The organism is Mycobacterium sp. 852002-53434_SCH5985345 (genome assembly GCF_001667155.1).
GTDB lineage: Bacteria > Actinomycetota > Actinomycetes > Mycobacteriales > Mycobacteriaceae > Mycobacterium.
Map to the genome: position 1 here is coordinate 62,293 of NZ_LZIE01000066.1, position 25,490 is coordinate 87,782.

At 67.9% G+C, this 25,490-nt stretch carries 26 protein-coding genes; 11 read left to right on the forward strand and 15 right to left on the reverse strand.

The annotated features are described in order from the left end of the window. Positions 1–50: 50 nt before the first annotated feature. Positions 51–899 carry an SDR family oxidoreductase gene (locus A5756_RS16155; RefSeq protein ID WP_066954211.1) on the reverse strand — a complete coding sequence of 283 codons (849 nt, stop codon included), beginning with the start codon at positions 897–899 and terminating at the stop codon, positions 51–53. A gap of 72 nt (positions 900–971) precedes the next feature. Between A5756_RS16155 and A5756_RS16160 the strand changes: the two genes are divergently transcribed. Then, positions 972–1,481 carry a GNAT family N-acetyltransferase gene (locus A5756_RS16160; RefSeq protein WP_066954214.1) on the forward strand — a complete coding sequence of 170 codons (510 nt, stop codon included), beginning with the start codon at positions 972–974 and terminating at the stop codon, positions 1,479–1,481. Positions 1,482–1,489: 8 nt separating this feature from the next. Here the strand turns inward: A5756_RS16160 and A5756_RS16165 are convergent, their stop codons facing one another. Both A5756_RS16165 and A5756_RS16170 read right to left on the reverse strand, forming a co-directional pair. Then, entirely contained in the window at positions 1,490–1,987 is a 498-nt protein-coding gene (locus A5756_RS16165; protein ID WP_066954217.1) for a DUF427 domain-containing protein, read from the reverse strand. A gap of 80 nt (positions 1,988–2,067) precedes the next feature. Next, positions 2,068–2,985: an undecaprenyl-diphosphate phosphatase gene (locus tag A5756_RS16170; RefSeq protein ID WP_066954220.1), complete on the reverse strand. Its 918-nt coding sequence runs from the start codon at positions 2,983–2,985 to the stop codon at positions 2,068–2,070. Between the two features lie 152 nt (positions 2,986–3,137). On the opposite strand from A5756_RS16170, the gene A5756_RS16175 reads away from it, so the two are divergent. The 3 genes from A5756_RS16175 (at position 3,138) to A5756_RS16185 (ending at position 9,295) form a co-directional block, all read left to right on the forward strand. Further along, the gene (locus tag A5756_RS16175) at positions 3,138–5,531 is read left to right on the forward strand and encodes a CaiB/BaiF CoA transferase family protein (RefSeq protein ID WP_369828663.1); all 2,394 of its coding nucleotides are present in this window, start codon (positions 3,138–3,140) and stop codon (positions 5,529–5,531) included. A gap of 59 nt (positions 5,532–5,590) precedes the next feature. Next, the gene (locus tag A5756_RS16180) at positions 5,591–7,075 is read left to right on the forward strand and encodes an acetyl-CoA acetyltransferase (RefSeq protein ID WP_066954226.1); all 1,485 of its coding nucleotides are present in this window, start codon (positions 5,591–5,593) and stop codon (positions 7,073–7,075) included. A 108-nt stretch (positions 7,076–7,183) separates the two neighbouring features. After that, a complete protein-coding gene (locus A5756_RS16185) occupies positions 7,184–9,295 on the forward strand; it encodes an NAD-dependent epimerase/dehydratase family protein (protein ID WP_066954229.1) in 2,112 nt (703 codons plus the stop codon). Here A5756_RS16185 and A5756_RS16190 read toward each other — a convergent pair. The 7 genes from A5756_RS16190 to lon form a co-directional block, all read right to left on the reverse strand. Continuing rightward, on the reverse strand, positions 9,284–10,525 hold the full coding sequence (locus tag A5756_RS16190; RefSeq protein WP_066954232.1) for an NAD(P)/FAD-dependent oxidoreductase: 1,242 nt from the start codon (positions 10,523–10,525) through the stop codon (positions 9,284–9,286). The genes A5756_RS16185 and A5756_RS16190 overlap by 12 nt on opposite strands. 49 nt (positions 10,526–10,574) lie before the next feature. Next, positions 10,575–11,300: a DUF72 domain-containing protein gene (locus A5756_RS16195; RefSeq protein ID WP_066954234.1), complete on the reverse strand. Its 726-nt coding sequence runs from the start codon at positions 11,298–11,300 to the stop codon at positions 10,575–10,577. Further along, a complete protein-coding gene (locus tag A5756_RS16200) occupies positions 11,297–11,932 on the reverse strand; it encodes an endonuclease (RefSeq protein WP_066954237.1) in 636 nt (211 codons plus the stop codon). The genes A5756_RS16195 and A5756_RS16200 overlap by 4 nt, the downstream gene beginning before the upstream one ends. A gap of 43 nt (positions 11,933–11,975) precedes the next feature. Next, complete coding sequence (locus A5756_RS16205) at positions 11,976–12,308, reverse strand: TfoX/Sxy family protein (protein WP_066954240.1); 333 nt, start codon at positions 12,306–12,308, stop codon at positions 11,976–11,978. Between the two features lie 10 nt (positions 12,309–12,318). After that, complete coding sequence (locus A5756_RS16210) at positions 12,319–12,726, reverse strand: nitroreductase family deazaflavin-dependent oxidoreductase (protein WP_369817371.1); 408 nt, start codon at positions 12,724–12,726, stop codon at positions 12,319–12,321. A gap of 57 nt (positions 12,727–12,783) precedes the next feature. Beyond that, the gene (locus A5756_RS26490; RefSeq protein WP_231989187.1) at positions 12,784–13,239 is read right to left on the reverse strand and encodes a hypothetical protein; all 456 of its coding nucleotides are present in this window, start codon (positions 13,237–13,239) and stop codon (positions 12,784–12,786) included. A 447-nt stretch (positions 13,240–13,686) separates the two neighbouring features. Beyond that, positions 13,687–16,008 (reverse strand): endopeptidase La, encoded by a 2,322-nt coding sequence (lon, locus tag A5756_RS16220; RefSeq protein ID WP_066954243.1) that lies wholly within the window; start codon positions 16,006–16,008, stop codon positions 13,687–13,689. 120 nt (positions 16,009–16,128) lie between these two features. Here lon and A5756_RS16225 point away from each other — a divergent pair, with 120 nt between their 5' ends. Then, positions 16,129–17,259, forward strand: coding sequence for a phytanoyl-CoA dioxygenase family protein (locus tag A5756_RS16225; RefSeq protein WP_156659566.1), 1,131 nt, complete (start codon positions 16,129–16,131; stop codon positions 17,257–17,259). Between the two features lie 5 nt (positions 17,260–17,264). On the opposite strand, the gene A5756_RS16230 is transcribed toward A5756_RS16225, so the two are convergent. After that, the gene (locus tag A5756_RS16230; protein WP_066954249.1) at positions 17,265–18,509 is read right to left on the reverse strand and encodes an alpha-hydroxy acid oxidase; all 1,245 of its coding nucleotides are present in this window, start codon (positions 18,507–18,509) and stop codon (positions 17,265–17,267) included. An 18-nt stretch (positions 18,510–18,527) separates the two neighbouring features. Between A5756_RS16230 and A5756_RS16235 the strand changes: the two genes are divergently transcribed. Further along, positions 18,528–18,965 carry a DUF1810 domain-containing protein gene (locus A5756_RS16235; RefSeq protein WP_066954252.1) on the forward strand — a complete coding sequence of 146 codons (438 nt, stop codon included), beginning with the start codon at positions 18,528–18,530 and terminating at the stop codon, positions 18,963–18,965. Here A5756_RS16235 and A5756_RS16240 read toward each other — a convergent pair. The 3 genes from A5756_RS16240 to A5756_RS16250 are packed head-to-tail and all read right to left on the reverse strand — an operon-like array spanning position 18,951 to position 21,415. Next, complete coding sequence (locus A5756_RS16240; protein ID WP_066954255.1) at positions 18,951–20,258, reverse strand: alpha-amylase family protein; 1,308 nt, start codon at positions 20,256–20,258, stop codon at positions 18,951–18,953. The genes A5756_RS16235 and A5756_RS16240 overlap by 15 nt on opposite strands. A gap of 4 nt (positions 20,259–20,262) precedes the next feature. After that, positions 20,263–20,799, reverse strand: a complete 537-nt coding sequence (locus tag A5756_RS16245; RefSeq protein WP_066954260.1) for an alkyl hydroperoxide reductase — start codon at positions 20,797–20,799, stop codon at positions 20,263–20,265. 28 nt (positions 20,800–20,827) lie between these two features. Next, entirely contained in the window at positions 20,828–21,415 is a 588-nt protein-coding gene (locus A5756_RS16250; protein WP_066954263.1) for a peroxiredoxin, read from the reverse strand. Positions 21,416–21,519: 104 nt separating this feature from the next. Here A5756_RS16250 and A5756_RS16255 point away from each other — a divergent pair, with 104 nt between their 5' ends. The 4 genes from A5756_RS16255 to A5756_RS16270 are packed head-to-tail and all read left to right on the forward strand — an operon-like array spanning position 21,520 to position 24,407. Next, positions 21,520–22,455, forward strand: a complete 936-nt coding sequence (locus A5756_RS16255) for a hydrogen peroxide-inducible genes activator (protein ID WP_066954266.1) — start codon at positions 21,520–21,522, stop codon at positions 22,453–22,455. Between the two features lie 27 nt (positions 22,456–22,482). Continuing rightward, positions 22,483–23,193 carry an EthD domain-containing protein gene (locus A5756_RS16260; RefSeq protein WP_066954270.1) on the forward strand — a complete coding sequence of 237 codons (711 nt, stop codon included), beginning with the start codon at positions 22,483–22,485 and terminating at the stop codon, positions 23,191–23,193. Beyond that, positions 23,190–23,633, forward strand: a complete 444-nt coding sequence (locus tag A5756_RS16265) for a TIGR03618 family F420-dependent PPOX class oxidoreductase (RefSeq protein ID WP_066954273.1) — start codon at positions 23,190–23,192, stop codon at positions 23,631–23,633. Before A5756_RS16260 ends, A5756_RS16265 begins: the two co-directional genes overlap by 4 nt. An 18-nt stretch (positions 23,634–23,651) precedes the next feature. Continuing rightward, positions 23,652–24,407, forward strand: coding sequence for an enoyl-CoA hydratase/isomerase family protein (locus A5756_RS16270; protein ID WP_066954276.1), 756 nt, complete (start codon positions 23,652–23,654; stop codon positions 24,405–24,407). Here A5756_RS16270 and A5756_RS16275 read toward each other — a convergent pair. Then, positions 24,404–24,589 (reverse strand): bacterioferritin-associated ferredoxin, encoded by a 186-nt coding sequence (locus A5756_RS16275; protein ID WP_066954279.1) that lies wholly within the window; start codon positions 24,587–24,589, stop codon positions 24,404–24,406. The two genes, A5756_RS16270 and A5756_RS16275, sit on opposite strands and share 4 nt — an antisense overlap. A 316-nt stretch (positions 24,590–24,905) precedes the next feature. Here A5756_RS16275 and bfr point away from each other — a divergent pair, with 316 nt between their 5' ends. Further along, positions 24,906–25,385: a bacterioferritin gene (gene bfr / locus A5756_RS16280; RefSeq protein ID WP_066954691.1), complete on the forward strand. Its 480-nt coding sequence runs from the start codon at positions 24,906–24,908 to the stop codon at positions 25,383–25,385. Positions 25,386–25,490 lie beyond the last annotated feature (105 nt).

Consider the following 25,490-nt stretch of genomic DNA (forward strand, 5'->3'; position numbering starts at 1 on the left):
TGATGGCGGCGACCCGCTTCGCCCGGCTCCGCCGCGCTCGCGATCGCCGACTACTCTTCGCCGCGAGCGCGCGACTCGTAGGCCTTGCGCTTCTCCGCGTCGACGTGGTCGGTGAAGACGTGCTCGCCGCCGAGCGCGCGGTTCAGCCCCTCCGACAGCGCGCGCGGCATGAACTTCTGCGACGCGATGATGGCGCCGGCCGCCTTCGTCACCCGCACCCGCGGGCGGGGATGCGCCACCAATTTGACGATCGCCTCCGCGATGTCGGCCGGTTCGGCGTTCTTGATCCCCTTGGCCCCCGAGGTGCCGGCGATCAACTCGGTGTTCACGAACGTCGGCATGACGACCGAGAACTTCACGCCCGCCGTTCGGCATTCGAGCCGGGCGGTATCGGTGAAGCCGATCACCGCGTGCTTGCTGGCGCAGTAGGTGGCCGCCCCGGCGATGTAGGTTTCCCCGGCGAGCGACGCGACGTTGATGACGTGTCCGGATCGGCGGGGGATCATGCGCTGGGCGGCCAGCTTGCTGCCCAGGATGACGCCGTAGACATTGATGTCGAGGACGCGCCGGGTGACGGCGTCCGGCTCGTCGACCATCCGGCCGAGCGGCATGATGCCGGCGTTGTTGACCAGCACGTCGATCGGGCCGAGTTGGCGCTCGACCTCGTCCAGGAAGTCCGCGAACGAGTGCGGGTCGGTGACGTCGAGCTTGCCGTACACGTCCAGGCCCAGCGCGGCCCCGGATTCCTTCACCCGCACTTCGTCGATGTCACCGATGGCCACTTTGGCGCCCAGATTGTGTAACGCGGTCGCGGTGGCCAACCCGATGCCCCGGGCGCCACCGGTGATCACGATTACCTTGCCGCGGACCTTCAGCCCAACGGACGCCGTGTCTGCCATTTTCGTACCCTCCGGAAGTCTTGACGGGTGTCAACTAGGCAATCTGACCCCAGATCGTCGAATACTGCAACGATGACCCCGGTGCGGGCGGCGGTCCCGGCGGACGCCTACGAAGTGGCCTGTTTGCATGTGCGCTCTTGGCGGTCGGCCTTCCCGGGGCTCATCGCTCAGGACTACCTGGACAGTCTCACCCCGGAGGCGTTGGCCGACCGCTACACCTTCGGCCGCGTGGGATTGCGGATGCCGTCCACCTTGGTCGCGGTGGAGGGGTCGGCGATCCGCGGCTTCGCCACCACGGGCCTGTGCCGCGAAAGCGACCTACCGAACTTCGGTGAGCTGATGGCGCTGTATGTCGACCCGGCGTACCTGGGTGCGGGGGTGGGGATCTCGCTCATGACGGCCGCCCGTGAGCGGCTGCGGCGTCTCGGTGTGGACGGCGCCGTGCTCTGGGCCCTGGAGGGCAACACCGAGGCTCGACGATTCTACGAGTGCGGCGGGTGGCGGCCCGACGGGGCTTGCCGCCCAGCGGTTTTCGGCAATGACACGCGGCGCTTGGTTCGTTACCGGATTGAACCGGTGTAGCGGCGCCATCACCAACCCGTCGAGCCGGGAACGCCTTTGAACGGGCCGGTCACCCAGCTGGTGATCCAGCCACCGTAGAAGCCGCCGGGTTGGGGCACGACCACCTCTCCGTTGACCGTGCAACGGTCGACGTTGGCGGCCATCACCGCGACCGCCCCGGCGATGGCTTCGAATCCGGGCGTCGGACTCAGATAGCTCCAAGCGGATTTCCGGGCGACGACCCCGCCGCCGATCAGGTCGTAATAGGTTGCCCGGCCTTTCCATTCACACCAAGAGCCGCCGGACGTCTTCCGCAGGGCCCCGTCGGCAAACGCGTCGCGTGGGAGGTAATAGGTCGGCGGATGACTGGTCTCCAGCACCCGCCAGGCGCGACGGGTTGATGCGATGACTACTCCGCCCAACTCGACGGTGATGCGACCGGTGAACGGCTCGACGCGGGGTGGGCGCGGATAGTCCCACACCGACTCCTGGCGCGGTCCGAGGCCTTCAGATGGGGAGCGGCTCATGTGCGTTGCCTCGACTCGTCGGTTACTTCGTGCCTCCGGCCAGGCTACGGGCAGCCTAGGGCCAGTAGTCGTTCATCGCCTCAGCGGATGGCGAGCCACACCAGGCTGGCGCCGCCGGCCAGGGCGCAGTAGATGGCAAACGGTGTGAGGGTGCGGGTTTGGAAGTACTGCGTCAGAAACCGCACGGCGAGGTAGGCGCATACGAAGGAGGCGATGCTCCCGGCCAGTACCTGGCCGCCTATTCCGGTCGCTTGGGGTCCGAACAACTCCGGGATCTTGTACACGCCGGCGGCCAGGATGATCGGCGTCGCCAACAAGAAGGAGAACCGGGCGGCATCCTCGTGGGACAAGCCGCGCCACAGGCCCGCCACCATGGTGATGCCCGAACGGCTGATGCCGGGGAGCAGCGCCAGGATCTGTGCGGCGCCGATCAGGATGCCGCGGCGCAGGGGCAGTTGAGCCAGGCGGTTGTCGACGGCCTCGCCGGTATGGGCAGGTTGTTCGCCGACCGGCTGCTCGTGGTCGGGCGCGGGCGCGACGCGCCGGCGAAGCACTTCGCCCGCGTAAAGCGCGATGCCGTTGAGCAGCAGGAAAATCGCCGCCGGGATGGGCTTGCCGAGTGTGGTGCGGAACGTCTTTTCCAGGACCAGCCCCGCCAGCCCGACCGGAATGGTGGCCCCCACGATGAGCCAGGCGAGCCGCTCATCGGGGGTGTTGATCCGGCGATGCCGCAAGGACGACACAAATCCGGCCACGATGCGCAGCCAGTCCCGCCAGAAGAACACCAGCAACGCGGCGGCGGTGGCCACATGCAGGCCGACGATGAACGCCAGGTAGGGCGATTCGGGGGCCGAGACGCTCAGGTCCTCGGCCCACCGGCCGCCGACCACCGCGGGCACCAACACCGCATGCCCGAGGCTGGAAACCGGGAACAGCTCGGTGACGCCCTGGAACGCGCCGACCACCACCGCCTCGATGTAGGTCAAGTGCGCGCTCATATATCAGATGCCTCCGTCGGATCGTTTCGCCCGTGGCCTCGCCGATCGGCCTGTGACGATAGCCGACCGAGAGTTCGCCCACCCAATCAGCTTGCCTGGTTGGCTTTTTGGCTGGTGAGGCGACCGTCCACACCGGCGGGTACGGTGTGCTGATGTCCGACGGGTTGCTCGACGCCGTGCGCGTCCTCGACTTGTCGAGCGGCAACGGCGACGCGGTGACGCGCCTGTTAGCCGACCTGGGCGCCGACGTGCTCAAGGTCGAACCCCCTACCGGAAGCCCCGCACGCGATGCGCGGCCTACGCTGGCCGGTGCGAGCATCCCGTTTGCCGTGCACAACGCGAACAAGCGCAGCGTCGTACTGGACCCTTTCGACGAGGACGACTGCGGCGTGTTCCTCGACCTGGCCGCCCAGGCCGACATCGTCGTCGACGACGGCTTCTATGGGGAGGCGCCCACCTTCGGCACCTCGGTGGAGGAGCTGGCCGCCCAGCACCCGCATCTGGTGGTGCTCTCGATCACCGACTTCGGCGCGACGGGGCCGCGGTCGCTGTGGCGGGCCACCGATCCGGTGTTGTACGCGATGTGCGGCTCTCTGTCACGCTCAGGCCCCACCACCGGCACCCCCGTGTTGCCCCCGGACGGTATTGCGTCGGCCACCGCCGCGGCCCAGGCGGCGTGGGCAACCCTTGTGGCGTACTACAACCGATTGCGTTCAGGCACAGGCGAATACATTGACTTCTCGCGCTTCGACGCCGTGGTCATGTCGCTCGACCCGGCATTCGGTGCTCATGGACAGGCCGCCGCCGGCATCCGCCGCACCGGGCAGTGGCGGGGGCGCCCGAAGAACCAGGACGCGTACCCGATCTACCCCTGCAAAGACGGTTACGTCCGGCTGTGCGTGATGGCGCCGCGCCAATGGCGGGGCCTGCGGCGCTGGCTGGGCGAGCCGGACGATTTCCAGGACCCGAAATACGACGTGATCGCCGCACGCTTCGCCGCGTGGCCGCAGATCAGCGAGTTGGTCCAGGCGTTGTTCGCCGGACAGTCCATGAAGGATCTGGTGGCCGCGGGGCAGGCTCACGGTGTGCCGATCGCCGCCGTGCTGACGCCGTCGTGGGCGATGAATTCCGAGCATTTTCAGTCGGTGGGCGCGATCACCGACGCCGAGCTCGTCCCGGGGGTGCGGACGAGCGTGCCGACCGGCTATTTCGTCGTCGATGGGCGGCACGCGGGTTTCCGAAGCCCGGCCCCGGCCGCCGGGCAGGACGGACCGGGCTGGCGGGGGAACCCGGCGGTCGTGCAATCGCCCTCCGGCCGCGTCGGCGACTATCCGTTTGCGGGCCTTCGCATCCTGGATCTGGGCATCATCGTCGCCGGCGGCGAGCTGAGCCGGCTCTTCGGCGACCTCGGCGCCGAGGTCATCAAAATCGAAAGCGCCGAATACCCGGACGGGTTGCGGCAGGCCCGCGTCGGTGAGGCCATGAGCGAGTCGTTCGCCTGGACGCATCGCAACAACCTGGCGATGGGCCTGGATCTGCGCAGCCCCGCGGGCAAGCAGATCTTCACCCGGCTCGTCGCCGAGTCCGACGCCGTCTTCGCCAACTTCAAGCCGGGAACGCTTACCGCGCTTGGCTTTTCCTACCACGATCTGCATGCCGTCAACCCGCGGATCGTACTCGCCGAGAGTAGCGCCTACGGCGACCAAGGCCCGTGGAGCACCCGCATGGGCTACGGGCCGCTGGTCCGCGCCGCGACCGGTGTCACCCGGTTGTGGATTGCCGACGAACCGGAGAACCGGAATCACGCTGGGCGGCATGCCTTTTACGACGCGACGACCGTCTTTCCCGACCACGTCGTCGGGCGGATCACCGCGATCGCGGCGCTGGCCGCGCTGATCCACCGCCACCGGACGGGCGGCGGGTCGCACGTGCACATCTCGCAAGCCGAAGCCGTCATCAACCAACTCGACACCTTGTACGTCACCCAGGCCGCCCTGGCCGCGGGCGTGCCGAGAATCTCCGAGGCCACCAGCCTGCACGCGGTCTATCCGTGCGCGGGCGACGACGAGTGGTGCGTCATCTCGATCGAATCCGACGACGAATGGCGTTGTGCCGCAGGTGTTTTCCATCACCCGGAATGGGGCGACGATCCGCGCTTCGCGACCGGCGAGGCGCGGCTGGCGAACCGGCAGGAGTTGGTCGAATTGGTGTCGGCCTGGACCCGCATGCGCACCCCGGTCCGGGCCGCCCAGCTGCTGCAATCCTCCGGGGTTGCCGCCGGGCCGATGAACCGGCCGCCGGACATCTTGGAAGACCCCCAGCTGGTCGAGCGGAAACTCTATGCCGAGATGCTGCACCCCCTCATCGAGCGTCCGCTGCCGGCCGAGACGGGCCCCGCGCCGTTCCAGCACATCCCGCGGGCGCCTCAGCGGCCCGCGCCGCTGCCCGGCCAGGACACCGTCGACGTCTGCCGCAGGCTGCTCGGTATGCGCCCGCAGGAGATCGACCGCCTCATCAGCGACGGCGTGCTGTTCGGTCCCCCATAACGCGCGCGGAATCCGGCCCGCGCGACCAGACGGATCGATAGCCACGCTAAATTCGTCCTATGACCGTGGACCCCAGGACACCCGTGCTGATCGGCTACGGCCAGGTCAACCACCGCGACGAGATCGACCCGGACAAGCGGTCCGTCGAGCCGGTGGACCTGATGGCGGCGGCCGCCCGACGAGCCGCCGATTCGCGGGTGATCGAGGCGGTCGATTCCATCCGCGTGGTGAACATCCTGTCGGCGCATTACCGCGACCCAGGGCTACTGCTCGGCGAGCGGATCGGTGCGACGGACTTCACCACGTTGTACAGCCCCGTCGGCGGGAACGTGCCGCAGTCGCTGGTCAATCAGGCCTGCCTGGACATCCAGCGGGGCAGCGCCCAGGTGGTGCTGCTGGCCGGCGCCGAGACGTGGCGCACCCGCCGGGGCCTGCGGGCCAAGGGCGGCAAACTCGAGTGGACCGTTCAGGACGACTCCGTCCCGATGGCCGCGGTCAGCGGCGACGACGTCCCGATGGCCGGCGACGCGGAAATCAGGATCCGGCTGGACCGGCCGGCCTTCGTCTACCCGCTGTTCGAGCAGGCCCTGCGGATCGCGAACGGCGAATCGGTTGAGCACCACCGCAAGCGCATCGGCGAACTGTGGGCCCGCTTCAACGCCGTTGCGGTCGACAATCCGCACGCATGGATCCGCAAACCGGTGACCGCCGAGGAGATCTGCGAGCCCGGCCCGCAGAACCGGATGATCAGCTGGCCGTACACCAAGCTGATGAACTCCAACAACATGGTCGATCAGGGCGCCGCGCTCGTCTTGACCTCGGTGGAGGAGGCCAGCCGCCTGCAGATCCCCGCCGATCGCTGGATCTACCCGCATGCGGGCACCGACGCGCATGACACCTCCGCCACCGCCGAGCGTGACGAGCTGCACCGCTCTCCGGCCATCCGGATCGCCGGTGGCCGCGCGCTGGAGCTGGCGGGACTGGGCATCGACGAAGTCGACTACGTCGACCTGTATTCCTGCTTTCCCTCGGCCGTTCAGGTGGCGGCGGCCGAACTGGGCCTGCCCGTCGACGATCCCGCGCGCCCGCTCACCGTCACCGGGGGTTTGACGTTCGCAGGCGGCCCGTGGAGCAACTACGTGATGCACTCGATCGCCACCATGGCGGAGTTGCTGGCGGCCAATCCGGGGCGGCGCGGCCTGATCACCGCCAACGGCGGCTTCCTTACCAAGCACAGCTTCGGCGTGTACGGCACCGAGCCGCCCGCCGAGTTCCGTTGGGAGGACGTGCAACCGGTCGTCGACCGAGAGCCCACCCGGGACGGCTTGGTGGAATGGGAAGGGGTCGGGACGGTGGAAGCGTGGACGACACCGTTCGATCGCGAGGGGCGACCGGAAAAGGCCTTCTTGGCCGTGCGCACGCCCGACGGGGCGCGGACCCTCGCCCTGATCACGGACGGCGCGGCGGCGCAGGTAACCGTGCGTGAAGACATCGGCGGCGTCAAGGTGGCCGTCGCCGCGGACGGCAGCGCCACGCTCCAATAACCCGGCGAGGCTTTCCCGCAAGCTCAGGGTGCCGTTTGCCCAGTAACGGTCGCTAGGTCATGCCGTCTTGCCTATTGTTTAGTTTGAGGTCGGGGAGGTGAGACCCAGGTGCAGATCCTGGTTACCGACGCCACCGGCGCACTCGGGCGGCTGGTCGCACGGCAGTTGATCGCTGCCGGGCACACGGTCAGCGGCATTGCTGAGAGGCCGCATCCCTGCCTAGACCGCAACGTCGACCTGGTTTGCGCATCGCTGCGCACCCCGGTCCTGCGGGAGCTCACCGAGGAAGCCGACGCGGTGATCCACCTGGCCCCCGTCGACACCACCGCACCCGGCAGCGCCGACATCGAGGGTCTGGCGCACGTAACCGATGTGGCCGCCCGCGCCGGCGCCCGGCTGCTGTTCGTGTCCCAGGCCGCGGGACGGCCGGAACTGTACAAGCCGGCCGAGGAACTGGTCTCCACCAGTTGGGGGCCCAGCCTGGTCGTCCGGAGCGCCCCGCCGGTGGGCCGGCAGCTCGACTGGATGGTGTGCCGCACGGTGGCCACGCTGCTGCGCACCAAGGTTTCGGCGGAGCCGATACGGGTGCTGCACGTCGACGATTTGGTGCGCTTCCTGGTTTCGGCGCTGAACACCGACCGCTCCGGTGTGGTGGACCTCGCCTCCCCGGACACCGTCAACGTGATCACGGCGTGGCGGATGCTGCGATCCGCCGACCCGCGTTCCCGGCTGAATCGGGTGCGCAGCTGGCCCCGGCTCATTCCGAACATGGATATCGCTGCGGTGCAAGAGGATTGGGCGTTCGAGTTCGGCTGGCAGGCGGTCGAGGCAGTGGCCGACACCGCCCGGGGCCTGGTCGGCCGTCAGATCACCGCCGTGGGTGCCACCGGCCACGGGCGCCAACTGGCGCTCCCGGTCGAGGTCGCCCCACGCCCCGATCCCTCCGGCGAGGAGCGCAGCGCCGCGCCCGAGGGCGTCGAGGGCGAATTCGACGACCGGGTCGATCCGCGCTTCCCGATTTTCAGTGCGGGCAGCCTCGGCGAGGCGCTGCCCGGGCCGCTCACCCCGATCACGCTGGATGTTCAGCTGAGCGGATTGCGCGCCGCGAACCGGGTGCTCAGTCACGTCCTGGCGCTGGGCGGCGTGGTGGGCCAGGAGTGGGGCAACCGGGCCGTCGCCGTGTTCGGGCATCGGCCCTACGTTGGGGTGTCGGTCAACATGGTCGCGGCCGCGCAGCTGCCCGGCTGGGACCAGGATGCCGTCGCACGCAACGCCCTCGTCGGCCGGCCGCACGTCGGAGACCCCCTGCCGTTCGGTGAGCCCGCGCTGGCGGGCGGTGCCCTCGGCTACGTCGCCAAAGCCGTCGTCGCGGGGCGATCGCTGGCCCTGTTGCGCCATCTCAAGTCCGACACACGGGCGTACGGCGCGGCAGCCGAAACCGAACACCTCGACGCCGCGCAGCTGGGCTCGCTGCCCGACGCCGGCCTGGAGGTCCGGATTCGCTTGCTGCGGGACCGCATTCACCAAGGCTGGATCCTCACGGCGTTGTGGCTGATCGATTCCGGCGTCACCGCGGCGGCACTGGAGCGCAGCAAGGCGGCGCGCAGCGTGCCCGGGGTGGACATGATCATGGACAGCACCGTCGTCGCGACCGAGACCGCCGAACTGGCCGCGGTGCTGCGGGCCGACCCGCCGTTGTGTGCGCTCGCCCAGGAAGGCAATCTCGCCAGCATCCGCGCGTTGTCATCCACCACCGCCGCGGCGGTCGATGCGGCCGTCGCCCGCGTCGCGCACCGTGGTCCCGGGGAGGCCGAGCTGGCCAGCCAGACTTATGCCGACGATCCGGCGATGCTGCTGCGCGCGGCCGGGGAAGTCGCGGTGGCCGACGCCGCCTCGCCCGACGCGCCGCCACCGACGCTGGCCCAACGCCTGATCACCAGCGCCCGCGACTCCCGCGAGCTGGCCCACGACACCACCCTGCGATTCACCCATGAACTCCGGATGACGTTGCGGGAATTGGGATCTCGTCGAGTCGCGGCGGACCTGATCGACGTCGTCGAGGACGTGTACTACCTGACGTGTGACGAGCTGGTCACCATGCCGGGCGACGCCCGGCTGCGGATCAAACGCCGCCGCGCCGAACGGGAAAGGTTGCAGGTGCAGCGCCCGCCCGACGTGATTGACGGGACGTGGGTGCCCGTGGAACCGTCAGCCCAATAGCTCGGCCAGCGGGACCTCCGTGTCGGCCAGCTTGTCGGGGTCGACCGAGCTCCGGGACCTGATCAGCGCTTTGACGTCGTCGAGCACATCCCAGACGTTGACGTTCATCCCGGCCAGCACCCGGTCGCCGCCGTCTAGCCAAAACGCGACGAATTCCCGTCCGGCAACGTGGCCCCGGAACACCACGCGCTCGACGCCGGGGGCGTGCCCGACATACTCCATCCCGAGGTCGTACTGGTCGGTGAAGAAATAGGGCAGCTCGGCGTATTCGCCTGGGTTGCCGAGCATCCCGGCCGCCGCCACCGCGGGTTGCTTGAGCGCATTGGCCCAGTGCTCCGTGCGGATCCGGTCGCCGAACAGGGGGTGCTCTGCGGCGGCGATGTCGCCGACCGCGTAGATGTCCGGATCGCTGGTGCGCAGTGACGCGTCGACCAGCACGCCGCCTTGAGAGCCCGAGCCCATGGCGAGCCCGGCTTGTTCGGCGAGTTCGACGTTCGGCTTAGCGCCGACGGCCACCAACACCGCATCAGCCGGCACCGTCGAGCCATCCCGCATTTTCAGCCCGGTGGCTTTGCCGCCGGTTGTCGTGATCTCCTCCACCTGCGCCTCGAGCCGTAAGTCCACCCCATGATCGCGATGAAGCCGGGCGAATACTTCACCCACCGTCTCGCCGAGCGCGGCCATCAGCGGTTGCTTGGCCGTCTCGACGACGGTCACGTCGACTCCACGCTGGCGGGCGCCGGCGGCCACCTCCAGGCCGATCCAGCCGGCTCCCACCACCGCCAGCGAAGATCCTTCGGCGAGAATCGAATCCAGCGACACAGCATCGTCGTAGGTGCGCAGATAGTGGACCGCGTGGGCATCGGACCCGGGTATCGGCGGCCGCCGAGAGGCCGACCCCATCGCCAGCAACAGCTTCTCGTACCGCATCGTGGAGCCGTCGGGAAGCGAGACGAGATGTTCGGCGGGGTTCACGGCGGACACCCGGGAACCGAGCCTCAAGTCGACATCGTGGTCGCGGTACCAGTCGGAGTTGTGCACGGTGAAATCGTTTAGCGACTTCTTCCCGGCCAGATACTCCTTGGAAAGCGGAGGTCGCTCGTAGGGCAGACGTTTCTCTTCAGCAAATAAGGTGAGATGCCCATCGAACCCGCTGTCGCGCAACGCTTCTACCGCTTTTGCTCCAGCAAGTCCGCCGCCGATGATAACGAAGGTGATCGAGCTGGCCATGATTGTCACTCCGTCCTGCAATCGACATTCCCAGCCTACTCGCGCCTGCTCACCGCAAAAGTTCTTGCAACGTCAGCGCATTGCGCACCGCGTGGCCGCCGAGGTCGTTGTTGAAATACATCCACACGTCCTTGCCGTCGTCCTGCCACCCGGCGATCCGCTCCGCCCACCGCCGCAGCTCGTCGTCCGTGTAGCAGCCCGCATAGATCGCGTCCTGATCCGGCCCGTGCATCCGGATGTACACCAGATCGGTGGTCGCCCGCGGCACGCACGCCAGCCCGGCGCCGCTCATGACCACGTAGGCGGCGCGGCGGCGGGCCAGCAAGTCGTAGACGGCCTCGTCGTTCCAGGACGGGTGGCGCAGCTCGACGGCCAAGCGGATCGACGCCGGCACGCTACCCAGGAAGGCATCCAGGCGCGAGTCGTCGCGCTGCAGCTCGGGATGCAGTTGAACCAGCAACACCCCGGCGCGATCGCCCAGCAGTTCCCAACAGCGCTCGAAGCGCTCGACCCACGGCCCGGCGGATGCCAGGCGGCGGTAGTGGGTCAGTCCTCGATGCGCCTTGACCGACATCCTGAAGCCGTCCGGCAACTGTTGACGCCATCCCGCGAAGGTCGAATCCTTCGGCCAGCGGTAGAAACTCGCGTTCAACTCGACGGTGTCGAACACCTCGATGTAGCGTGCCAGCCGGCGCGCGGTGGGCAGGCCACGCGGGTACAGCACGTCGGCCCAATGGTTGTAGGACCATCCGGAGGTACCGATCCGCACGGTCAACCGCTCACCCGCCGGCGCAGGTCGTCGTCCAGCGATGTCCTGATGAGCGCGGCGGCCAGCCGCGCGTTGCTTTGCGGCGCAAGGGCTCCGAGCTTCGCCGGTTGGGTAGGCAGACCCAACTGCTTCGCCGCGGCGGTGGCGCGGCCGTCGAAATACGGCCGCACCCAGGTCCACACGTCCTGCACCTCGCGCAGGTATATGTCGGCCCCGGTATCCCCGATTCCCTTGAACCCCTTGAGGAACCGCTTCGCCGCGGTGACGTCACGCCCACTGCGGTCCGCGAGTTCGCGCAGATCGCCGGAGTGCTCGTCGCGCACGCGTTCGGCCATCTCGGTGAGGCGGGTGGCCGAGCTTTCGTCGTAGCGGACGTAGTGGGCACGGCCGAAGGCCTCGATCATCGTCTGCCGATCCGAGGTCAGCACCGCCTTGGGCGTGCGCAGGCCCGCCTTGAACAGTTCGCGCCCGGCGCCCATGGCGATGGCGGCATCGATCGGTTTGCTGGCCAGCATGCAGATGACCAGCAGCTGAAACAGCGGCATCGGCTTGTCGGCGAGCTTAATTCGCGCCTCGGCGGCGTACGTGGTCCCGGCAACGTCGAGCAGCCGTCGCACCAGTTGCTGGCGTTCGGACATACCTGTCCACGTACCCGCGCCGAGTGCTGGCAAACCGCGCCGGTCACTTGGCCGGCAGGGTGCGCGCGTAGCCGACGCCGCGGGCCACCCAGCCCTCGAGCTGTCGTTTGGTCCGCATTCCGGCTGGCTCCACCCGTACCCAGCCGCGAACGTCGCGGCCCGCCATCACCATTGGGCTGACGTGAGCGCGCCGCAGCATTTTGTCGAGCTCGTCCGCCGGCACCCTGACCAGCAGGCCGCCCTGACCGCTGACGGCCACGGACATGTTGCCGTTCACCAGGAACGCGAGACCGCCGAACATGCGCTTCTCCTCGACCCCGCGCTCGGAGGCGAGAAGTTCGCGGATCTCGTCGGCCAGGTACTCGTCGTACGCCATGCGCGGCGCGTCAGTCCAGATCCACCCGAATGGTCAGCAGGTCACTGCCCATCAGCCGCACCACCGCGCTGTTGAGCCGCGGGAGGTCGCCGAGCCGCCGCAGCGGATCGTCGTCGGGCAGGAGGTGAGCGGTGCCGCTGCGCCATCGGCCGCCGATGCGCACCCGCACGGCGGGGCTGGCCTTGATGTTGTGGACGTAGTCGGAGTGCTCGCCGTGTTCGGAGACCATCCAGAATTGGTTGTCGACCAGGCGTCCGCCCACGGCGGTGCGCCGCGGCTTGCCGCTCTTGCGGCCGGTGGTTTCCAGGATGATCCCCGGCATCTGCCGGCCGACCGGGTTGACGAGCAGCCGCTGCACGCGGTGGACGACTTGGCGTTTGAGAGTCACGGTTTCATTCAACGCCGAGCTTGGCGCCATGTCACCGTGCAACGAAAACAGCCGCCCCCGAAGGGGCGGCTGCCTCGTCATGCCGTTTTAGGTCCCGGGGTTGACCCCGCCGCTGACCTGGCCGGAGCCTGAGGTCCCGCCTGCGGGCGTGAACACCTGGAAACCGGTAGTCGTGTTGACGCCCCACTGACCCAGCTGCGGGTTGAATACGACGGGAAGCTGGGTCCCGTCGGGGTCACCCACTGGCGGCACCCAGGTGGCTGGGAGCCCGTAGCGGACCGGGTCGTTGTAGTGCCCCGGCGGGGGGAACCCGTTCTGTCCCGGGGGAAGTGGGCTGCCCGGCTCGTTGCAGTTGACGCCCGGGGCGCCCGGGTTACAAATCGGCTGTCCCGGCACGTGTTGGCCCGGACCCGGTACGTCCCGGTCGCCTCCTGGCACATTCGGGCCCGGAATGTTCGGATTCGGCACATTCGGACCGTCCGGACCGGCTTGTGCGATTCCGGCGCCGATTCCCAGCGCCGCGGACGTGATACTTCCGGCCATGAGTGCGCCGGCTGTGATTTTGCTCAGATTCATAAGTGAACCCCCTTGTCGAGCGATTTGGCCGCCTGAATAGCAGCTGAACCAATTGACTTGGTGATTCGCTCACCCCACCGCCCTCACGGGCAGCCGAACCTCCAACCCCCTGATACCCGACACATGGACGCGGAAAACCTCCGTTGCCCTGCCGCCGGCGTCAGGCCAGGTCAGCCGCTCGCGCCGGGCGGGGGACCGCAACGCCGACGGCGCGTAAACCGACTCTCGCGGAACGCCGAAGGTCAGCGAACGGCGGGGGATGGATGATCCCCTCCGGCTCGACTGTCGGCCCCAATGTCGGCGGGAAGGTTGCCAATGCGGAGCAAATCTGCGCGAGATCACGGCCATCAACGGATCTCAACGCGCTTGACCGGGATGCGAGCGAGTTTGCTACGCATCCCGGCCAAGCTCATGTCAAGCAGCGACCGTAACGGTCTCGGCCGCCGGCTCGAGCGCCTGCCTGACGATGTCGGCGACGTCGGTCATCGGTTTGACCGTCAGCGCGTCGAGCACCTCCGCGGGCACGTCATCCAGGTCGGGCTCGTTGCGCGCCGGAATGAAGACCGTTGCCAGGCCGGCCCGTTGGGCCGCCAGCAGCTTCTGCTTCACGCCGCCGATCGGCAACACCCGCCCGTTCAGCGTGACCTCGCCGGTCATGCCGACGTCGGAGCGCACCTGACGTCCGGTGGCCATCGAGACCAGCGCGGTCACCATGGTGACACCGGCCGAGGGTCCGTCCTTGGGCACCGCTCCCGCGGGAACGTGCACGTGGATGCGCCGGTCGAGGGCCTTGGGATCGACGCCCAACTCGGCGGCGTGGGAGCGCACGTAGGACAGCGCGATCTGCGCCGACTCCTTCATCACGTCACCCAGCTGACCGGTGAGCTGTAAACCCGCCTCGCCGTCCGTCGCGCCCGCTTCGATATAGAGCACGTCGCCGCCCAGGCCGGTGACGGCCAGGCCGGTGGCGACGCCGGGCACGGCCGTGCGTTCGGCCGACTCCGGGGTGAAACGCGGGCGGCCGAGGTATTCGACCAGATCCGGCTCGTCGATGGTGATCGGCTCGGGCGTCTCCGCGAGCTTGGTCGTCACCTTGCGCAGCGCCTTGGCCAGCAGCCGCTCGAACTGGCGCACGCCGGGCTCCCGGGTGTAGTCGGCGGCGATCTTGCGCAGAGCGGCGTCGGTCAGCGTGACCTCGTCCTCGGTCAGCGCCGCCCGGTCCCGCTGGCGGGGCAGCAGGTAGTCCCGGGCGATGGCGACCTTGTCGTCCTCGGTGTAGCCGTCGATCTGCACCAACTCCATGCGGTCCAGCAGGGCCGACGGGATGTTCTCGATGACGTTGGCGGTGGCCAGGAACACCACGTCGGACAGGTCCAGGTCCAGGTCCAGGTAGTGGTCGCGGAACGTGTGGTTTTGCGCCGGGTCGAGCACCTCGAGCAGCGCCGCACTCGGGTCGCCCCGATAGTCGGACCCGACCTTGTCGATCTCGTCCAGCAGCACAACGGGGTTCATCGAGCCCGCCTCGCCGATGGCCCGCACGATCCGGCCCGGCAACGCGCCCACATAGGTGCGCCGGTGCCCGCGGATCTCGGCCTCGTCGCGCACACCGCCCAGGGCGACGCGCACGAACTTGCGGCCCAGCGCGCGGGCGACGCTCTCGCCCAGCGACGTCTTGCCGACGCCGGGCGGACCGGCGAGCACCATTACCGCGCCGGAACCGCGGCCGCCGACGACCTGTAGCCCCCGCTGAGCGCGGCGGGCCCGCACGGCCAGGTATTCGACGATGCGGTCCTTGACGTCGTCCAGCCCGTGGTGGTCGGCGTCCAACACCTCGCGCGCGGCCTTCAGGTCGGTGGAGTCGTCGGTCCTGACGTTCCAGGGCAGGTCGAGCACGGTGTCCAGCCAGGTGCGGATCCAGCCGCTTTCCGGGCTTTGGTCGCTGGACCGTTCCAGCTTGCCGACCTCGCGCAGCGCGGCCTCGCGCACCTTCTCAGGCAGGTCGGCCGCTTCCACGCGTGCCCGGTAGTCATCGGACCCGTCGGGCTCGCCCTCACCCAATTCCTTGCGGATGGCGGCCAGCTGTTGGCGCAGCAGGAACTCCTTCTGCGTCTTCTCCATGCCCTCGCGCACGTCCTCGGCGATCTTGTCGTTGACCTCGACCTCGGCGAGGTGGTCGCTGGTCCAGTCGATCAGCACCCGGAGCCGCTCGGCGACATCCTCGGTCTCGACCAGTTGCCGCTTCTGCTCGCTGGACAGGTAGGACGCGTAGCCGGAGGTGTCGGCCAACGCCGACGGGTCGGTGAGCCGGTTGACGTAGTCGACGATCTCCCAGGCCTCGCGCCGTTGCAGCATGGCCAGCAGCAGCTTCTTGTACTCGGCCGTCAGCGCCTTGACTTCGTCGGTCGGCTCGATGTCGGGGACCTCGGTGACCTCGACCCACAGCGCCGCCCCCGGCCCGGACGCACCGGCCCCGATCTGGGCCCTGCGCTCACCGCGCACGACGGCCGCGGTGCCGCCGCCTGCGATGCGTCCGACCTGCAAAATCTTGGCGATCACACCGTGCGACGGGTATCGGTCGTCCAACCGGGGCGCGATCAGCAGCTGCCCGGATTCACTCGCCTGAGCAGCGTCGATTGCCGCCCGCGCGGCCTCGTCGAGCGCGATCGGAACGACCATTCCGGGCAACACGATGGTGTCGGCGATAAACAGCACCGGCACCGATTTGGCTTCAGCCATCAATCCTCCAAAAACTGAGTCTGATGCGCTCAACCCAGGTGGGCGCCGGTTTGTTCCCCTCCGAGGCTCCGCGGCGGGTAAGTGGTGGCTATCACGTTGGCGGTCTTGGATAATCGGTCCGTGCCGCTGACGCACCCCGCCTCGACCGCCCTCGACCCGGATGTCCTGGAATCCGCGGCCAGAGACATCGCTTCCGTCGGCGCCATCACCTTCCTCGTCGACGACGATGCCGTCACCTATGCCGTCGATGGCTCGACGATCCGCATTAACGAGGGGCAGCGCACTGGAGACGCCGTCGTGCGGCTGTCCCGACGGGCGTGGGACGACATGGTTGGCCAGATCCGCACGGTCATCAACCTCCTGCTCAGCGACGAGTTGTCCTTCGAGCGGGGTGGCTTCGACCAGCTGGCCGACTGGGACCCGGTCCTGCGGTACCTGCACGCCGGCGTCCCGCCCTACGATCCGGCCCGCGCCGACCTGAAGGGGCGCGACCCGCTCGCCACATTCACGCTCGACGCGGACGACGCCGAGTTGTGCGCACAGCTGCAGACCATGGGCTACCTGCACGTCAGCGGCGTGTTCGACGCCGATGAGATGCGGGCCGCCAACCGTGAGGTCGACCGCCTTGCGGCCCGGGCCCGGCCGGGGGATGACCGGTCGTGGTGGGTCACCGACGAGGACGGCGGCAGCGTGCTGTGCCGGTTGGTCTACGCAACGCTGCGCTCGCCTGTCCTCGCCGCCTTGGAAAACGATCCCCGGGTGCGCAGGCTGGGCACCCTCATCAATCCCGCGCTGCGGCCCGCACCCGACCGGATGGAAGGCAGCGCGGTGTTGCTCAAAGTGCCAGGCAACCCCAGCGGGCTGTCGAACATCCCCTGGCATCAGGACTGCGGCATGGGTGGGCACGCTCTCATGTGCCCCGCGGTCAGCATCGGCATTCAACTGACCGGCTCGGAGGCGTCGACCGGCAACCTTCAGGTGGTGCCGGGCAGCCACGGTCAGGCGATTCATTACCGCTGGGAACATCGGCTCCAACGGGTACCGGTGGTGAGCATCGACACCGCCCCCGGCGACGTGACCGTCCACGTCCAGGACCTGATGCACGCCTCACCCCGGCCGACCGGCGCCGGCGGCCGGCGCACGATGTACGTCACGCACTACCCGCCCCAACTCTTCGAGCACGTCGGGCCCGGCGAGGCCTTCAACGACCTGGTACGCAACCGCACGGAGCGCGTCGCCCGCCTGCAGTAGCGCCGTCAGGCGGGCGGTTCGACAGGCCCCAGGCGTCGCAGTTGTGTGACGTGGTTGGGGGAGAGCTCCTCGAGGCAGGTGACACCCAACAGACGCATGGTGCGCATCACGCCTTCGGCCATGATGTCGATCGCGCGGGCGACGCCGGGTTCGCCCCCGGCCATCAGCCCGTACAGGTAGGCCCGCCCGACGAGCGTGCACCGCGCGCCCAGCGCGATCGCCGCCACGATGTCGGCACCCGACATGATGCCGGTGTCCAGCAGGATCTCGGTGTGCTTGCCGACCTCACGCGAGACCGAGGGCAACAGGTGGAACGGCACCGGGGCCCGATCAAGTTGGCGCCCACCGTGATTCGACAACACGATGCCGTCGACGCCGCGATCGACGACGGCACGGGCGTCGTCGAGCGTCTGGATGCCCTTGACGACCAACTTGCCGGGCCACTGGGCCTTGATCCACTCCAGGTCATCGAAGGTGAGGCTGGGGTCGAACATGGTGCTCAGATACTCGGCGACGGTTCCCGACCAGCGGTCCAGCGACGCGAACGCCAGCGGCTCGGTGGTCAACAGGTCGAACCACCATTTCGGGTGCGGCACCGCATCCAGGACGGTGCGCAGCGTCAGCGTCGGCGGGATCGTCATCCCGTTGCGGTTGTCGCGCAGCCGGGCGCCGGAGACCGGAACGTCGACAGTGACCAGCAGGCTGTCGAATCCCGCATCGGCGGCGCGCCGGACCAGTGCCATCGAGCGTTCCCGGTCGCGCCACATGTAGAGCTGAAACCACTTCCTGCCCTGCGGAACAGCGGTCACCAGGTCCTCGATCGCGCAGGTGCCGAGCGTGGACAGCGAGAACGGAATGCCGGCCTTGGCCGCCGCCGCCGCGCCGGCGATCTCGCCCTCGGTGTGCATCAGTCGGGTGAAGCCGGTGGGCGCGATGCCGAATGGCAGGACCACCGGCTGGCCCAGCACATTCCAGCCGGCGGTGACATTGCTGACATCACGCAGGATCGTCGGGTGAAACTCGATGTCGCGGAACGCTTGCCGGGCGCGCTGGATGGAAAGCTCGTCCTCGGCGGCGCCGTCGGTGTAGTCGAACGCCGCCTTGGGCGTGCGACGTTTGGCAATGCGTCGCAGATCTTCGATGGTGTGCGCGGCATCGAGGCGGCGCTTGGTCGCGTCGAACTGCGGGCGCTTGAACTGGATCAGCGGCGCGAGGTCGCGCAACTTGGGCACTCGTCGTTTGACCGCCATATGTGCAACCGTAGTCACATGGAATCGGCGAGCGACCCCTTCGACCTCAACCGCTTCGTCGACGCGCAGGCCCCGGTGTACCGAAACGTGGTCGAAGAGCTGCGCTCCGGACGCAAACGCAGTCACTGGATGTGGTTTGTCTTCCCGCAGTTACGCGGCCTGGGTGGCAGCCCGACCGCGGTGCATTACGGCATCTCCTCGCTCGAGGAGGCGCGCGCCTATCTGCGCCATGAGCTGCTCGGCCCGCGGTTGCGTGAGTGCGCCCGGTTGGTTAACCAGGTGCAGGGCCGATCGGTCGCGGACATCTTCGGCTCGCCCGACGACCTCAAGCTGCGCTCGTCGATGACGCTGTTCGCCCGCGCCACGGACGATAACGAGGAATTCCGCGCGGTCCTCGACAAGTACTACGACGGCCGGCAGGACCAGCTGACTCTGGAACGCCTAGGCCGGGCTTAAGATTCGCCACCCATGCGGTTCCACGACCAGCAAGTTCACCACCTCTTGCGGCGGGGCCGACGAGCCGCCGATGACCCGCCAGCGAGACGTGCCCAGTTCCGACAGCGCCACGCGCATCGGCTCGTCGTCGATGTTGAGCGCGACCAGCAGCGCGTCGTCGCCGCTGCGGGTCTCGTAGAGGTAATGCCGGTTTTCCAGCCGCAGCGCGGTGGTCGAGGCACGGTGCAGCCACGGGTGACGGCGGCGCAACCCGACCAGGAACTGGTGCAACGCCCAGATTTCCGCCCCGAACGCATCTAATTCCAATGGGGGAGAGGCGAACTCGGGGCGCACGGCGTCGTCCCCGCCATAGCGCTCCTCCTTGACACCGCGGAATCCCAGCTCGTCGCCCGCGTACACGCTGGGCACGCCGCCGACGGTGAGCAGCAGCACCAGGGCGTGTGCCACGTGCCGGGGGTTATCCAGCTGGCTGGCTATCCGGGTGACGTCGTGGTTGCCGATGAAGGTGAGCGGGACGAAGCCGGCCAGGAACTCGCCATGCCGCTGCAACGCCCAGTCCAGCTCGAAGAAGTTGCCGTCGTTGAGGCTGCTCCAGATCGCCTTCCACAACTCGTATTGCGTCGCCGAGTCGAACGTCGCGGCCCGCACGACGGCGGCGTAGTCGCCATGGATGAGCTCGCCGACGAACCAGGCTTCGGGGAAGCGCTTTCGCACCCGCGGCAGCGTTGAGGCCCAAAACCGTTCCGGCACCGTGTAAGCCGCGTCGAGTCGCCAGCCGTCGGCGCCGCGTTCCAGCCAGTGCGCCATCACGTCCGCGGTGTAGTCGATCACTTCGGGGTTGTCGTGGTTGAGCGTGATCAGCTCGGAGTGGCCCTCGAAGGTGTGAAAGCGTCCCGGGCGCCCGCGAAACCAGCGCGCCGCGGCCTCGTCGTTCGGCGCCTCCTGGTAACGGGGGAAATCCACGCCGACGTGATTGAACACGCCGTCGAGCAGGATGCGCAGGCCGCGCCGACGGGCCTCGGCGACGAGGTGGTCGAAATCGGCGTCATCACCGAGCCGGGGGTCGATGCGGTAATGGTCGGTGGTGTCGTAACCGTGGGTGCGCGAGGCGAAGATCGGGCCCAGCGCAACGCCGGATGCGCCCAGTGCGATGGCGTGGTCGAACCAGTCGACGAGCCGCCGCAGCCGGTGTTCTCCCGGGGGCGGCGGCTCCGACGAAGGAAAGGCGCCGACGAACCCCAGCGGATAGACCTGCCACCAGATCGCGTGTTCTACCCAGGCCGGTGCCGTCACTGCGTCAGCCGACGGTGGCCAGCGTCTGGGCGGCGACAATCGCTTGTGCCACGCCGGAAATGATGGCCGCGGCCTTCAGCGCCTCCTGGATGGTTTCCCGGGAGACTCCCGCCTCGCGCAGCGTGTGTTCGTGGGAGGCCACGCAGTCCGGGCATCCGTTGATCGATGACACCGCGAAGGACCACAGCTCGAAGTTCGCCTTCTCCACGCCGGGATTGGCGATGATGTTCATCCGCAATCCCGCACGCAGGTCGTCGTACTTGCCGCCGAGAAAGCCCCGGCCACGGTAGAACACGTTGTTCATGCCCATGATCGATGCGGCGCCCAGCGCCGCGTTGTACGCCTCGGCGGACAGGATGTCGGCCGCCTCGGCACCGATCTCGGTGATTACCTGAGTGTTTCGCGTCGCCGCGGCGCTCGCCAGCAGGGTGCCCCACAGCTGCTCCTCGTTGAGCTCGGTCGTGCGCGTGATCGAGCCGAGGTTGAGCTTGAGGTCCTTGGCGTACTCGGGCAGCGCTTCCTTGAGGTTTTCTACGCTCATCTCGTCTCCCTGTTCAGACCCTACGCGACTAAGCCGAGGCCTTGAGCAGCTCGGCGGCATTCAGCGTCGGGTCGCCCTTGCGCCAGTTGCAGGCGCACAGCTCGTCGGACTGCAGGGCGTCGAGGACCCGCAGCACTTCCTCGACGTTGCGTCCGACGGATCCGGCAGTGACCGAAACGAATTGGATCTCGTTGTTGGGGTCGACCAGGAAGGTTGCCCGGTCCGCCACACCGTCGGCGTTGAGGACGCCGGTGGCCAGGCTCAGCTCACGCTTGATGTCCGAGAGCATGGGGAAGGGCAGCTTCTTCAGATCTTCGTGCTGCGCGCGCCAGTTGAAGTGCACGAATTCGCTGTCGATCGAGACGCCCAGGACCTGCGCGTCGCGGTCGGCGAACTCGTCGTTGAGCTTGCCGAACGCGGCAATCTCGGTCGGGCACACGAAGGTGAAGTCCTTGGGCCAGAAGAACACAACGCGCCACTTGCCTTCGTGGTCCTCACTGGTGACGGTGGTGAAATAGTCCTCGGGCTGCTTGGCGTCGACCTTGGACAAATCGCCCGCGATCAGCGCGGTGAGCTCGTAGTCGGGAAACTGGTCGCCGATGGTCAGCAAAGGCATGGCTCTCCTAATTTGGATTCACTCAAGATTAGCAATTTCATTGCCCATGGTGCCCGCTCGGCCGGTCTGAAGTAAAGGTGATATTTCCCACTATACTTATCGGTATGCCCGATAAGATTTATCAGCCGACGATCGCCGGCCTCCGCGCGTTCGCCGCGATCGCTGAAAAGCGTCAATTCAGCGGCGCTGCAACCACTCTCGGAGTCAGCCAGTCCACGCTTTCGCAGGCACTTGCGGCGCTCGAGACAGGGCTCGGCACCCAGCTCATCGAGCGCTCGACGCGGCGTGTCCTCTTGACGGCGGAGGGCACGGAGCTACTTCCGCGCGCCCAGGCCGTCATTGAGGCGGTGGACGCATTCACCGCCGCCGCCTCGGGCTCATCCGATCCGCTGCGAGGCGGGATGCGGCTGGGACTGATACCGACGGTCGCGCCCTACGTCTTGCCGACCGTCCTGGCCGGCCTGGCCGAGCAGTTCCCCGGAATGACGTTGCGGGTGACCGAAGACCAGACCGAACGGCTGATGACGGTATTGCGCGAGGGTGCGCTCGATGCGGCGCTCATCGCCCTGCCCGCCGACGCCGGCGGCGTCACCGCGATCCCGATCTACGACGAGGATTTCGTCCTCGCGCTACCGCCTGGGCATCGGCTGTCGGGAAAGCGGCGGGTTCCGGCGACGGCGCTGGCCGACCTGCCCCTGCTGCTATTGGACGAGGGGCACTGCCTGCGCGACCAGGCGCTCGACGTGTGCCACAAGGCGGGCGTGCGAGCGGAGCTGGCCAATACCCGGGCGGCGTCGCTGGCGACGGCGGTGCAGTGCGTGACCGGCGGCCTGGGGGTGACGCTGATCCCGCAGAGTGCGGTGCCGGTCGAGGCGACGAGAAGCCGCCTGGGGCTGGCGCAGTTCGCCGCGCCCCGCCCAGGACGGCGCATCGGGTTGGTGTACCGCTCGTCGAGCGGCCGTGACGAGTCCTACCGGCGATTGGCGGACATGATCGGCAAGTTGATCAGCGGCGAACATCCCGTCCGGCTGGTCAAATAGCGCGGCCGGCGCGGGTAGGTTCTGCCTATGGAAAAGGTCATCGCCGTCCTCATGCGTGCCGATTCGGACGAGGGGTGGTGCGCCCGCCAGCGGGGCCCGGTCGCCCGCGCCCTGTTGGATTTGGGTCTGCCGGGGTTGTCGATCAACGTCCGCGACGACGCCGTGCGCCATTCACTGATGACGCTCACGACACTGGATCCGCCGGTCGCGTCGGTGGTGAGCATGTGGACCCAGCAGTGTTACGGCGAGCAGATGTCCGCAGCGCTGACCCTGCTCGAGGCCGAATGCGAACAACTCGCCGCCTATCTGGTGACCGAGTCGGTCCCGCTCAGGGCACCGGTAACCGAATCCGGTTCTCGCAGCGCGGGATTGGCTAACATTGCGCTGCTGCGTCGGCCCGCCGGCCTGGACCAGGAGAGCTGGCTGACCCGGTGGCAGCGCGACCACACCTCAGTGGCCATCGAGACGCAGGCGACCTTCGGCTACACCCAGAACTGGGTGGTGCGCACCCTCACCCCGGACGCACCGGGAATCGCGGGCATCGTCGAAGAGTTGTTCCCAAAGGAGGCGATCACCGATCTCAAGGCGTTCTTCGGTGCCGCCGACGACAACGACCTGCAGGACCGACTGGGCCGAATGGTCGCCAGCACCACGGCGTTCGGCGCCAACGAGAATATCGACACCGTCCCCACCAGCCGCTACGTCTTCAAGACACCGTTCATCGAGGAACTCTTATGACAACACTGCGTGACGCCGTGGCGTTGGCCGCCGCGGAAAATGGCCTGGCGGTGGTGTCCACCGTTCGGGCCGACGGAACGGTGCAGGCTTCGTTGGTCAACGTTGGTTTGTTGCCGCATCCGGAAAGCGGCCAGGAGGTGCTGGGCTTCACCACCTACGGCAAGGTCAAATTGGCCAACCTCCGGGCTCGGCCGCAGCTGGCGGTCACCTTCCGCACGGGATGGCAGTGGGCGACCGTCGAGGGCCGCGCCGAGCTCGCCGGCCCCGACGACGCGCGGCCTTGGCTGGCTACGGACGACCAGCTGCGGCTGTTGCTGCGCGAGGTTTTCACCGCCGCCGGCGGCACCCACGACGACTGGGACGAATACGACCGCGTCATGGCACGGGAGCGGCGCGCCGCCGTGCTGATCGTGCCCACCCGCGTCTACAGCAACGGCTGACGTCGTTAGGCTGCAGCCGTGACGCTGCAGATCAATGACGAAAAGCGGGTGCGCACCCTCACGCTGAACCGGCCCGAGGCACTGAACGCATTTGACGAAGCCCTGTACGACCTGACCGCCGAAGCGCTGTTGGCCGCTGCTGACGACCCCGAGGTCGCCGTGGTGCTGCTGACCGGCGCGGGCCGCGGCTTCAGCGCCGGTACCGACCTCGCCGAGATGCAGGCCCGCATCACCGATCCGGATTTCACGCCAGGCAAGCACGGTTTCGTCGGACTGATCGACGCCCTGAGCGCGTTCCCCAAGCCGCTCATCTGTGCGGTCAACGGTATGGGCGTGGGCATCGGCGCCACGATCCTGGGCTACGCCGATCTGGCCTTCATGTCGTCGACGGCCCGCCTCAAGTGTCCGTTCACCAGCCTGGGGGTGGCGCCGGAAGCGGCCTCGTCGTATCTGCTGCCGCAGCTAGTGGGCCGGCAGAATGCCGCCTGGCTGTTGATGTCCTCGGAGTGGGTCGATGCGGACGAGGCGTTGCGGATGGGCCTGGTCTGGCGGGTCTGCGAGCCCGAGGACCTGTTGCCCGAAGCCCGTCGGCACGCGGAAATCCTTGCCAGTCGGCCCATTTCGAGCTTGATGGCGGTCAAGCACACGATGATGGAACCGGTGCGTCCGGAGATCGCGGCGGCCACCGCGCGGGAAAACGCTCACTTCGCCGAACTGATGGGCGCACAGGCCAATGCGGCGGCCCTGGCGGACTTCAACAAAGCGCGGGGCTAAAGCGACGGAGCGGTCTCGAGATTTGCCGACGCGGCGATGATCGCCCGCAGGGTCCTCTTGCAACGCCCGCAGTCACCGCCGGCCCCGCACGCCGCCGCGACCTCTTTGGAGGTGGAGGCACCGCGCGCGACCACCTCGGACACCGTGTGGTTCGTGACGCCGACACACAGGCACACGTACATCAGCGCATCCCCTGCATGCTGGCGACATTCCCTTCGTCGACGGCGTGGCCAAGCGACCGCACTTTCGTCCTCCGAACCGACAGCGTTATTAGTTGAGTCTAACCTAAGTTCGTTAGCGCAGTCTAACCTTAGTCGCTAGCAACGTGCCCCACTCGCTCCGCAAGCAACACACACTGAGCACAGCCATACCTTGCTGGAAGATCGCCACTCGTCGTGGCAAAGTGCGGGTACGGCCCGGCACGGTGCGTTCAGCCCAGCGCACCCGGCCCGGAGCCACGAAATGACCGCCGTTTCACGTCACCATAGGGGAGTGATCATGCAAGGGGATCCGGATGTTTTGCGCCTGCTCAACGAGCAGTTGACCGGCGAGCTCACCGCGATCAACCAATATTTCCTGCACTCCAAGATGCAGGACAACTGGGGATTCACCGAGCTCGCCGAGCACACCCGGGCCGAGTCCTTCGACGAGATGCGGCACGCCGAAGCGATCACCGATCGCATTCTGCTGCTCGACGGGCTGCCCAACTACCAGCGTCTGTTCTCGCTGCGCATCGGCCAGACGCTGCGCGAGCAGTTCGAGGCCGACCTGGCCATCGAGTACGAGGTGATGGACCGGCTCAAGCCCGGCATCATCATGTGCCGCGAGAAGCAGGACTCCACCAGCGCCAATCTGCTGGAAGAGATCGTGGCGGACGAGGAAAAGCACATCGACTACCTCGAGACGCAACTCGAGCTGATGGACAAGCTCGGGGTGGAGCTCTACTCGGCGCAGTGCGTCTCGAGGCCGCCGAGCTAAGCCTCGGTCAGGCCCGCCCGCGTCGCAATCGTCTGCGGTCTCGGGCGTGACCGGCTGACGAAGCCGCCACGTTCAAACTCGGATGGCAAGGTGGCCAGCCGATTA

Coding starts and splice junctions, on each gene's coding strand:
- A5756_RS16155 (WP_066954211.1), bottom strand. CDS start 899: ATGGCAGACACGGCGTCCGTTGGGCTGAAGGTCCGCGGCAAGGTAATC.
- A5756_RS16160 (WP_066954214.1), top strand. CDS start 972: ATGACCCCGGTGCGGGCGGCGGTCCCGGCGGACGCCTACGAAGTGGCC.
- A5756_RS16165 (WP_066954217.1), bottom strand. CDS start 1,987: ATGAGCCGCTCCCCATCTGAAGGCCTCGGACCGCGCCAGGAGTCGGTG.
- A5756_RS16170 (WP_066954220.1), bottom strand. CDS start 2,985: ATGAGCGCGCACTTGACCTACATCGAGGCGGTGGTGGTCGGCGCGTTC.
- A5756_RS16175 (WP_369828663.1), top strand. CDS start 3,138: ATGTCCGACGGGTTGCTCGACGCCGTGCGCGTCCTCGACTTGTCGAGC.
- A5756_RS16180 (WP_066954226.1), top strand. CDS start 5,591: ATGACCGTGGACCCCAGGACACCCGTGCTGATCGGCTACGGCCAGGTC.
- A5756_RS16190 (WP_066954232.1), bottom strand. CDS start 10,525: ATGGCCAGCTCGATCACCTTCGTTATCATCGGCGGCGGACTTGCTGGA.
- A5756_RS16200 (WP_066954237.1), bottom strand. CDS start 11,932: ATGTCCGAACGCCAGCAACTGGTGCGACGGCTGCTCGACGTTGCCGGG.
- A5756_RS16205 (WP_066954240.1), bottom strand. CDS start 12,308: ATGGCGTACGACGAGTACCTGGCCGACGAGATCCGCGAACTTCTCGCC.
- A5756_RS16210 (WP_369817371.1), bottom strand. CDS start 12,726: ATGGCGCCAAGCTCGGCGTTGAATGAAACCGTGACTCTCAAACGCCAA.
- A5756_RS26490 (WP_231989187.1), bottom strand. CDS start 13,239: ATGGCCGGAAGTATCACGTCCGCGGCGCTGGGAATCGGCGCCGGAATC.
- lon (WP_066954243.1), bottom strand. CDS start 16,008: ATGGCTGAAGCCAAATCGGTGCCGGTGCTGTTTATCGCCGACACCATC.
- A5756_RS16230 (WP_066954249.1), bottom strand. CDS start 18,509: ATGGCGGTCAAACGACGAGTGCCCAAGTTGCGCGACCTCGCGCCGCTG.
- A5756_RS16235 (WP_066954252.1), top strand. CDS start 18,528: ATGGAATCGGCGAGCGACCCCTTCGACCTCAACCGCTTCGTCGACGCG.
- A5756_RS16245 (WP_066954260.1), bottom strand. CDS start 20,799: ATGAGCGTAGAAAACCTCAAGGAAGCGCTGCCCGAGTACGCCAAGGAC.
- A5756_RS16250 (WP_066954263.1), bottom strand. CDS start 21,415: ATGCCTTTGCTGACCATCGGCGACCAGTTTCCCGACTACGAGCTCACC.
- A5756_RS16255 (WP_066954266.1), top strand. CDS start 21,520: ATGCCCGATAAGATTTATCAGCCGACGATCGCCGGCCTCCGCGCGTTC.
- A5756_RS16260 (WP_066954270.1), top strand. CDS start 22,483: ATGGAAAAGGTCATCGCCGTCCTCATGCGTGCCGATTCGGACGAGGGG.
- A5756_RS16265 (WP_066954273.1), top strand. CDS start 23,190: ATGACAACACTGCGTGACGCCGTGGCGTTGGCCGCCGCGGAAAATGGC.
- A5756_RS16275 (WP_066954279.1), bottom strand. CDS start 24,589: ATGTACGTGTGCCTGTGTGTCGGCGTCACGAACCACACGGTGTCCGAG.
- bfr (WP_066954691.1), top strand. CDS start 24,906: ATGCAAGGGGATCCGGATGTTTTGCGCCTGCTCAACGAGCAGTTGACC.